Origin of the sequence: Protofrankia sp. Cr1 (assembly GCF_963555865.1) — a bacterium.
In the GTDB taxonomy this organism is placed as follows: Bacteria; Actinomycetota; Actinomycetes; order Frankiales; family Frankiaceae; genus Protofrankia.
The window spans coordinates 5,641-14,276 of the sequence record NZ_CAUVXO010000024.1 but is presented as its reverse complement, the minus strand read 5'-3'; the positions used below and the strand labels follow the sequence as shown (position 1 = coordinate 14,276).

Below are 8,636 nucleotides of genomic sequence, written 5' to 3'. Positions count from 1 at the left end.
AGCCCGGCGCCAGCCCGCCGCCAGCCCGCCGGCCCGGCGGACAGCTCGGACCGGTCCGCCGGCAGCGGCATGTCACAATGGGTCCGGGGCGACCGTGTCCTGACCACTTACCGGGATGCGTGCAACCATGGGTGGGTGCCGGTCTACCGCGATGAAGGTGTCGTCCTGCGAACGACGCCGCTCGCCGAGGCCGACCGCATCGTCACCGTGTTGACCCGGCGGACGGGACGGGTGCGCGCGGTGGCCAAAGGGGTGCGCCGCACGTCGTCCCGGTTCGGCGCCCGGCTGGAGCCGGGTACCCACGTCGACCTCCAGCTACATGAGGGGCGCTCGCTCGACACGGTCACGCAGGCCGACATCCTGCGCCCCTATGGCGCGGTGATCGCTGCCGACTATGCGCGGCACACCGCCTCGGCCGTCATGCTGGAAACCGCCGAACGGCTGACCAGCGAGGAACGCCAGCCGGCTATCCGCCTGTTCCTGCTTCTGATCGGCGGTCTGCGTACCCTCGCCCAGGGCGAACGTGCGCCGGGCCTCGTCCTGGACGCCTTCCTGTTGCGTGCGTTGGCGGTCTCGGGCTACGGGATGGCGGTGCGCGAGTGCGCCCGCTGCGGCCAGCAAGGGCCCCACCAGGCGTTTTCCATCGCGGCGGGCGGCGTAGTGTGCCCGCAGTGCCGACCGCACGGTGCAGCTTCGATGTCGCCGGCCGCCGTGACGCTGCTGTCCGACCTGCTTACCGGCGACTGGGCCGCCGCCGATGTGAGCGAGGTCCGCACCCGGCGCGAGGCTGGCGGATGTGTCGCCGCTTACCTGCAGTGGCATCTCGAGTACGGCTTACGTGCACTGCCTCATCTGGAGCGGGCGTGAACCGGGCCGGACGCGTCGGGGGTGGCGCGTTCGACGATGATGCGTCGATGATGTTTGTGGGCGCGGGAGGAACGATGATCGCGCTACCCTTGACTGGCGGTAGAAGGGAGGTGTCCGGTGAGTCGACGTAACGGGAGAGCCGGACGGTTCCGTGAACCGCATCCGCATCCTTCCGGCGCATGTCCGCCGGAGCTTCCTTCCGAGTTGATCCCGCGGCATGTTGCCATCGTCATGGACGGCAACGGCCGCTGGGCGAAAATGCGTGGCCTGCCGCGCACGAAGGGCCACGAGGCCGGTGAGGAGGCCCTCTTCGACTGTGTGGAGGGCGCGATCGAGCTGGGCGTCCGGTGGCTGTCGGTGTATGCCTTCTCAACGGAGAACTGGAAGCGCTCGCCGGACGAGGTCGCGTTCCTGATGCGTTTCACCGACGGGGTGTTCGGCAGGCGCATCGACGACATGGACTCCCTGGGGGTCCGGGTCCGGTGGGCCGGCCGGCGTCCGCGCCTGTGGGGCAACGTCATCCGACGGCTGGAGGCGGCCGAGGAACGCACCTGTGGTAACGACCGCCTTACTCTGGCGATGTGCGTGAACTACGGGGGGCGCGCCGAACTCGCCGATGCGGCCGCCGCCATTGCCCGGGACGTCCGTGACGGCCGCCTGCGGGCCGACCGCATCGACGAGAGCACCGTCGCCCGCTATCTCGATGAGCCGGAGATGCCCGACGTCGACCTGCTGATCCGTACGTCGGGGGAGCAACGGCTGAGCAACTTCCTGCTCTGGCAGGCCGCATACGCCGAGTTCCTGTTCGTCGAGCGGCTGTGGCCCGATTTCGACCGGCGCGATCTGTGGGCGGCCTGTGAGGATTTCGCCAAGCGGGACCGTCGATATGGCGGGGTCGTGGCCCGTCCGTCGGGGGCCCGATCGGCCACGCCGTGACGGGCCGACCGGGTGGCGGGCTGGGGAGGGCTGAGGAGCTGACGGACGCGACCTGATAGAACCGTGCTGTGCTTGTTGTCATGCGGCTGCGGGTTCCGGTCGGGGAGGCCGAAGCCTTCCGCGAGCGTGCGGACCGGGCCCTGGTCGCACTGGCTGGGCAGCGCGGCTACGGGTCGGCTCGACTGGGACGTGCCGTGGATGAACCTGAACTGTGGGTGATCACATCCGAGTGGGACGGGGTGGGTGCGTGGCGCCGGGCCCTGTCCGCGTTCGATGTCCGGGTGGAGCTGACGCCGTTGATGATCTACGCTGTCGATGAGCCGGGCGCGTTCGAGGTGTTGCTCGCCCACGACGGCGTCACGGGTGCCGTCCGCCACGGCTCAGACCGTGCCTGACGTTGCCCGACCTGTCTGCGCCGGCTGTGCCCGCAGCCCGTACGCTGGGCACTTGTCTGTCTGATCGGCACTTGCCCTTCTGATCATCAGGTGGAGCAGGTGTGCGTAGGACACGACCACCCGACGTCGCCGATGACGGCGGGTGAGTGGGAAGGGAGCGCCCGCGTGGCCAGTTCGTCCGACCGCATGGACACCATCGTCAGTCTGTGCAAGCGCCGGGGGTTGGTCTTCCCCTCAAGCGAGATCTACGGTGGCCTGCGGGCATCGTGGGACTACGGTCCGCTCGGGGTGGAGCTGAAGAACAACGTCAAGCGTGCCTGGTGGAAGGCCATGGTTCAGGGCCGCGACGACGTGGTCGGCCTCGACTCGTGTGTGATCCTCGCGCGTGAGGTCTGGGAGACCAGCGGGCACGTGCAGGTCTTCGTCGATCCGCTGACCGAGTGCCTCACCTGCCACAAGCGGTTTCGCGCCGATCATCTTGAGGAGGCCTTCGAGTCCAGGCACGGCCGGCCGCCGACCGCGCTCACCGAGGTCAACTGCCCCAGCTGCGGTGCGCGTGGCACGTTCACCGAGCCTCGGATGTTCAACGGTCTGCTCAAGACCTACCTGGGGCCGGTCGAGGACGAGTCGGGCCTGGCCTACCTTCGGCCGGAAACCGCCCAGGGCATTTTCATCAACTATGCGAACGTGCAGGCGACCGCCCGGCGCAAGCCGCCGTTCGGTATCGGTCAGATCGGCAAGTCGTTCCGCAACGAGATCACCCCGGGAAACTTCATCTTCCGGACCCGCGAGTTCGAACAGATGGAGATGGAGTTCTTCGTCCCGCCGGGCGAGGACGAGACCTGGCACGAGTACTGGCTCGGTGAGCGGACGAGGTGGTACCGCGACCTGGGTGTCCGCGACGAGAACCTGCGCCATTTCGAGCACCCGAAGGAGAAGCTCTCCCACTACTCGAAGCGGACCGTCGACATCGAGTACCGGTTCGACTTCGCCGGCCTGGAGTGGGGCGAGCTGGAGGGTATCGCGAACCGCACGGACTACGACCTGTCTGTACACGCGAAGGCGTCCGGCGCGGACCTGACCTACTTCGAGCAGGCCACCGGCACCCGGTACACGCCGTACGTGATCGAACCGGCCGCCGGGGTGGACCGCGCCACCCTGGTATTCCTGCTGGACGCCTACGCCGAGGACACCGCACCCAACACCAAGGGTGGGGTGGACCGCCGGGTCGTGCTCCGCCTCGACCGTCGGCTTGCTCCGGTCAAGGCCGCGGTGCTGCCGCTGTCGCGCAACGCCGACCTGTCACCGGTCGCCCGCGATCTGGCCGCGGAGCTGCGTAAGCACTGGAACGTCGACTTCGACGATGCCGGCGCGATCGGGCGTCGGTACCGCCGGCAGGACGAGATCGGCACGCCGTTCTGTCTCACGGTCGACTTCGACTCGCTGGCAGACCGCGCCGTCACGATCCGGGAGCGCGACACCATGGAGCAGGAGCGCGTGTCCATGGATCAGGCGGTGTCCTACCTCAACGCCCGACTCGGTCCCTGCTAGCTTCGGACCCTAGCTAGCTTCGGACCCTAGCTGGCTAGGGTGTGTGTGATGGATTGGGGGACGGGTTCGACAGGTCGAGCTCGCTCGACCCGAACCGGTCGGCCAGGAAACGTCCGTGGGACAGCAGCTTCGCGGTGTCCCCGGCCGCAGCCGCTTCGGTGACGTCGCGGATGCCCTTTTCCAACAGGCCGAGCTGGCCGATGACGACCTCGCGTGGCGTGCGCCCGTCGTCCAACCGGTGCGTCTGGGCGTACCGCGCCGGCAGGCCGAGGTAGACCTCCAGGGCGGTGGGCAGGTAGTCGGCGACGGTCCGCACGACCACGAACGTCTCGGGCGAGCCGGCGCGCAGTAGGTGCGGGCGGTCCAGCACCTCGCGCAGCGCGTCGACGACCTGGGCAGCGGCGGCGGTGATCTCGGTTGGCGCGAGTCCGGTCAGGACCCGCAGCTGGGCCTCGACGGTCGCGCGAAGTTCGGCGACGCTCGGCTGGCTACCGCCCGGTGTCGGGCGACGGGCTGGCGCGACCAGAGCACCGATCGCATACATGGCGGCTACGACCAGCGGCCACTGCGGTGATCCGACCACGCCGGCGGCGGTCAGCCCCAACCCGCCGAGCGCGCCGGTGCACCCGGCGATGTTCTTCAGCGATCCGATCCACGTCAGCGCCTTTTCCCGGGTTCCCCTGGCGGGAGGAGGCGGCGGTGGGTCAGGCCGCGGCAGCCGGATCGCCGTCATCCGAGCCGGCCCTGACAGCCCTGACAGCCCTGACAGGAGGCCCGGTTCTCACCGGTGCCGCCACCGGGTATGGCGGACCCGGGGTCACTGGTAGCCACGGATGTCCTTGAACGCATCGGTCAGCGGGGATGTCCGTGCGTCGAATGTCGCGCCACCGGTGTCGGTGGCGATCGAGCGCAGGTCGTCCGGACGTGCCTCGCCGAAGATGATGCAGAAGGTGCGGACGGCTCGCGCAGCCGGGGGAAGGGCCTGGTAACCGGCGCGGAACTGACCAGCTGACAGGCCCGCGTTGTTCTCACCGTCCGTCATCAGGACGATCGACGTCAGGTAGCCGGGCTCGGCGGCGACCGCATCGGACGCGCGGCGGTAGGCATTGGCGAGCGCGGAGTAGATGGCCGTTCCCCCGTTGGCCTGCAGGCTCGTGATGTAGGAGCGGATCGCGGCCAGATCGGGCGAGGATGCCCCGGTGTCGGTCACCGTGAAGTCGCGTGACCCGACGACCGAGCCGTTGAAAATCACAAGTGTGATCTTTTCACGGTCACGAAACCGGGTGAACCGGCCGGACAGGGAGGTGTCGGCACCGGCGAGCCCGGCCAGCGCGGATTGCAGATCGGCCAGGCGCCGGCCGGCCATGGAACCGGACACGTCCAGTACGAAGATCGCGTGCGACGGACGGCGGAAATGGTCGAGGTAGGAGGTGATCAGCTCATCGGCGACCGCCTGGGTGGCGGGGAAGGGCAGTTCGGCCAGAGTGGTCGCGCTGAACCGCGGGTCGAGCGCGACGCCGGGGACGGCCGGCCTGCGGTTGGTGGTGGTCTGCAGCCGTCGCTGGACATCCGGGCTGCGCAACCAGGTCACCACCCGGCTGTATTCGTCCCGCCGGGCGGGGTCGAGCAGGAGCATGGGGTAGTCGGCTGTGATGATGCCGTCTTTGGGGTAGATGATCGTGATTGGTTCCCGCAGTCGGCCGGAGCGTTGCAGCGACAGCAGCACCGACTCGTAATTGATCATACCGCCGGCGTCCTGGGGCCTGTCGACGAAGGCGTCCGCGAGCCAGCCGGAACTGCCCGAGGTGAGCGTCTGCCCCGAGAAGAACGACGTCAGCGCGTCGGGGCGGATGTCGGAGGCCTGTAGCGCGTCCGAGGTCCCGGCGAGCGCGGCCGCGACACCGACCAGCGCACTGAACCCCGAGTTGGACGCCGCCGGGTTCGTCATGGCGTACGTCAGCTCGCCGGCGGCAACCTTCGCGGCGACGTCCGCCCACGTGAGGCTGGTGGTACCCGTCCAGCCGAACCTCGTGGCGAGCGAGGTCCGGATACCGAGGACCACCGGCGATGTCATGGTCGGAGTGCGGACGCTGCCCGCCTGCGCGCCACCGGGCAGCAGGCGCAGGTAACGGTCGGAGGACAGCCAGGCGGCGTCCGTGCCCGCGGAATGTTTGATGATCTTATCGGTGGCATCGAGTGTCCCGGTGTAGGTCAGTTGCACCGTGACGCCGGTGGCCGCGCGTAGGTCGCCCAGCAGCGGCTCGACGTCGGCCAGTTCCGAGCCGGCGAGGATCCGCAGCACACCCGGCTTGCCGGGGCCGGGGGCCGACCCAGACGCCGACCCCGACCCCGACCCCGACCCGGAACCGCAGGCGGTCAGGGTGAACGCAGCCGCGCACACGGCGAGCAGGCCGATTGCGACCGGGTGGACACGGCGTCCGGTCACGGCCCGCCGCCGGAGATTTCCAGTTCGCCGGCTGCTGACGAGGCCGGCGCGATCTCGACGGGAGCGGTCGAGGCGGCCCGGTCCAGATATGCGGCTGCCTTTCCCACCTCCTGCGACAAGGCCGTCACCGTTGTCCGCATGGTCTCCAGGGCGGCGGTCTTGTACCCGTCGATCGTGTCGATCGTGGCATAGATGTTGGCGAACGCCTGCTGGAGGGCCTGCACCGACACGGTCGAGGACGCCGCCTGCCCGTGGATCTCGACGGTCTGGCGCCGCAGCAGCTCGGACGTGCCGACGATGAGGCGCTCGGTCGTCTCGTTCAACGCGGCGATCTGGTCGAGCACCAGTTTCTGGTTGGCCAGGGCCTGTGCGACGAGTACCGCGGTCCGCAGCGCCGCGACGGTCGTGGTGCTCGCCCGGTCCACACCTTTGATCAGTTCGAGGTTGTTGCGCCGGATCATATCCAGGGCCAGGTAACCCTGCGCGCTCACCGCGAGCTGGGTGAGCAGGTCCTGGTGCTTCTGCCGCACGTAGAACAGGACGTCCTCGCGAAGCGTTCGGGCCCGATCCGGGTCGGCGGCCTCGATCCGGTCGATCCGGGTGACGAGCTCGGCGTCGAGGTCCGAGGCCAGCTGGGCGTACTCGCGCAGCCTGCTCATGGTGGTCCACAGGTTGTGCTTTTCCTGCTCGATCGCGGCATTGTCCCGCCGCAGTTCCTCCTGGCCGTTCTGCATCGCGTGCAGAATGGCGTCCAGATGTGTCTGTGACGACTGATAGGACGCGAAGTAGTCCCGCAGGCGGTTCCCGAACGGGATCATCCCGAGCAGTTTTTTCGGGCCCAGCAGGTTCACCTTGGACGGATCAAGGTCGTCGATCACCCTGCGTAGTTCCACCAGTGAGGTCGACACCGACGACGTCGCGTCGAAGGGGCCCGAGTTCATCGCGCGCGTCGGTTTGTCCAGCAGCCGGTTGGATACCGCCGCCGAGGCGCGGATCTCCTTCTCGCCCATCCGGTGCACGGCGGCGACCTTGGAGGTGAAGCCAGGCGAGCTCGGGTCGATGCCGACCAGCGCGTCGGCAAAGGCCACCGCCTGGCTGCTCAGGCGCGACGCCACCTCGGCACTGATCGCAACGGCCGGTCCGGCCTGCTCGGGCGCGACCGGCGCGACGGGCTCGGGCGGCACCAGGACCAGTTGCGTGCCGGGGCCGCCCGCGGCCGGTGACGGGGTCGGCGGTGGCAGGTTCATCAACCCGGGCCCTTCTGGTACTTCATCTCGATCTCGGTGATCATTCGCTCGGATATCTCCGCGCTCGGTGGTTCGACGACGTTGACCAGCTGCGGTGGGGGATTGGTCCCCCGTTCGGCGGCATACTGCCGGCCGTAGCCGGCGTCCGCGGTCCGGAACCCGTGCCGCACGGCGAGGCGCTGGAGCTCCGGGTCAGTGCTCAGCAGGCGCCCGACCGCGTCGCCTGCAGGTGTGAGCGGGACGACGGTGTGCTTGGCATAGATGGTCGGATTCGGGTACATCAGCACCATCTGATCGTTCAAGGAACCGTCTTTGGCGAGTGCATGGGCTCTGAACTGGGCCTCATAAATCATGACCATCGGCGTTTTCCCCATGCCGATCGTCAGAAAGTCGTCGAACGGTTCCTGCGACGACGCCTGCAGGTAGCCCTGTTTGAAAAAAAGGGGTGCGAGTATGTTGGCCATCCGGTCGGCTGTCCCGGCGTCGGTGACGATGTTCCCGTTGTTGCTCACATAGGACGCGATCGCCAGGTAGAGGGCGGCCGAGTTCGACGTCCGCACATCCGTCGAGCTGATGAGGATGGACTTGTCGGTCGGATAAGCCTTGTTCCCCGGCAGTTGCGACCACCGGGTGTCCTTTGCCACCAGGTCGAGGTACTTGCGCATGTCGAACAGGTAATGGTCGCCATCGGTGACGCTGACACCTGCCGCGGTCAGCAGCGTCGCGATCGGGGCGAAGGCGGCTATCGCCATGGGCGTGAAGAAGGGTACGTAGGACGCGGTTATCTTCCGATCGCGTTTGATGCGGTCCGCCTGCGGCCCGTCGGCCGGGAAGGCCAGGTCGAACCCGGACAGGTCGCGGGTGGTGGCGATCTCGCGCGATCCGGCGGACGTGATCTCAATGCGGTAGCCGGCCCGGGCGAGGGCGGCAATCACGTCCGGGTCCGAGAAGAAGGCCTGCTTTTCCGATGAGATCAGCGCACGGACACTGACTTCGCCGCTGTTCGGCGTGGAGCGCATCCGCGGGACGACGACCACAGCGATGACACCGACCGTGAGCAGCCCGGCAAGCACGAGCCCGAGAACTCGGCGACCGTGCACGGCGCCTTCCTTTCGTTCGCTGGTGTCGGTCCGGGTATGTCAGTCTGCATCATGCTCCATCCGTGATGTCCGACCGGCTCCCGACCCGGCTCCC

Annotated in this window: 8 protein-coding genes; 4 read left to right on the top strand and 4 right to left on the bottom strand. The window is 68.3% G+C overall.

Translation table 11 applies throughout. The annotated features are described in order from the left end of the window. Window positions 1-135: 135 nt before the first annotated feature. From recO to U9980_RS04265, 4 genes are all read left to right on the top strand, one after another. Window positions 136-867 carry a DNA repair protein RecO gene (gene recO, locus U9980_RS04280; RefSeq protein ID WP_322750404.1) on the top strand — a complete coding sequence of 244 codons (732 nt, stop codon included), beginning with the start codon at window positions 136-138 and terminating at the stop codon, window positions 865-867. Window positions 868-984: 117 nt separating this feature from the next. Then, the gene (locus U9980_RS04275; RefSeq protein WP_322766775.1) at window positions 985-1,803 is read left to right on the top strand and encodes an isoprenyl transferase; all 819 of its coding nucleotides are present in this window, start codon (window positions 985-987) and stop codon (window positions 1,801-1,803) included. A 68-nt stretch (window positions 1,804-1,871) separates the two neighbouring features. Further along, complete coding sequence (locus U9980_RS04270) at window positions 1,872-2,198, top strand: antibiotic biosynthesis monooxygenase family protein (protein WP_322750406.1); 327 nt, start codon at window positions 1,872-1,874, stop codon at window positions 2,196-2,198. A 186-nt stretch (window positions 2,199-2,384) separates the two neighbouring features. Continuing rightward, the gene (locus U9980_RS04265) at window positions 2,385-3,749 is read left to right on the top strand and encodes a glycine--tRNA ligase (protein WP_416210150.1); all 1,365 of its coding nucleotides are present in this window, start codon (window positions 2,385-2,387) and stop codon (window positions 3,747-3,749) included. 34 nt (window positions 3,750-3,783) lie between these two features. Here U9980_RS04265 and U9980_RS04260 read toward each other — a convergent pair whose 3' ends face one another. From U9980_RS04260 to U9980_RS04245, 4 genes are all read right to left on the bottom strand, one after another. Beyond that, window positions 3,784-4,482 carry a hypothetical protein gene (locus tag U9980_RS04260; protein ID WP_322766774.1) on the bottom strand — a complete coding sequence of 233 codons (699 nt, stop codon included), beginning with the start codon at window positions 4,480-4,482 and terminating at the stop codon, window positions 3,784-3,786. A gap of 84 nt (window positions 4,483-4,566) precedes the next feature. Then, complete coding sequence (locus U9980_RS04255; protein ID WP_322766773.1) at window positions 4,567-6,195, bottom strand: vWA domain-containing protein; 1,629 nt, start codon at window positions 6,193-6,195, stop codon at window positions 4,567-4,569. Next, window positions 6,192-7,442, bottom strand: a complete 1,251-nt coding sequence (locus U9980_RS04250) for a toxic anion resistance protein (RefSeq protein WP_322766772.1) — start codon at window positions 7,440-7,442, stop codon at window positions 6,192-6,194. The genes U9980_RS04255 and U9980_RS04250 overlap by 4 nt, the downstream gene beginning before the upstream one ends. Continuing rightward, window positions 7,442-8,542 carry a hypothetical protein gene (locus U9980_RS04245; RefSeq protein ID WP_322766771.1) on the bottom strand — a complete coding sequence of 367 codons (1,101 nt, stop codon included), beginning with the start codon at window positions 8,540-8,542 and terminating at the stop codon, window positions 7,442-7,444. Before U9980_RS04245 ends, U9980_RS04250 begins: the two co-directional genes overlap by 1 nt. Between the last annotated feature and the right edge of the window lie 94 nt (window positions 8,543-8,636).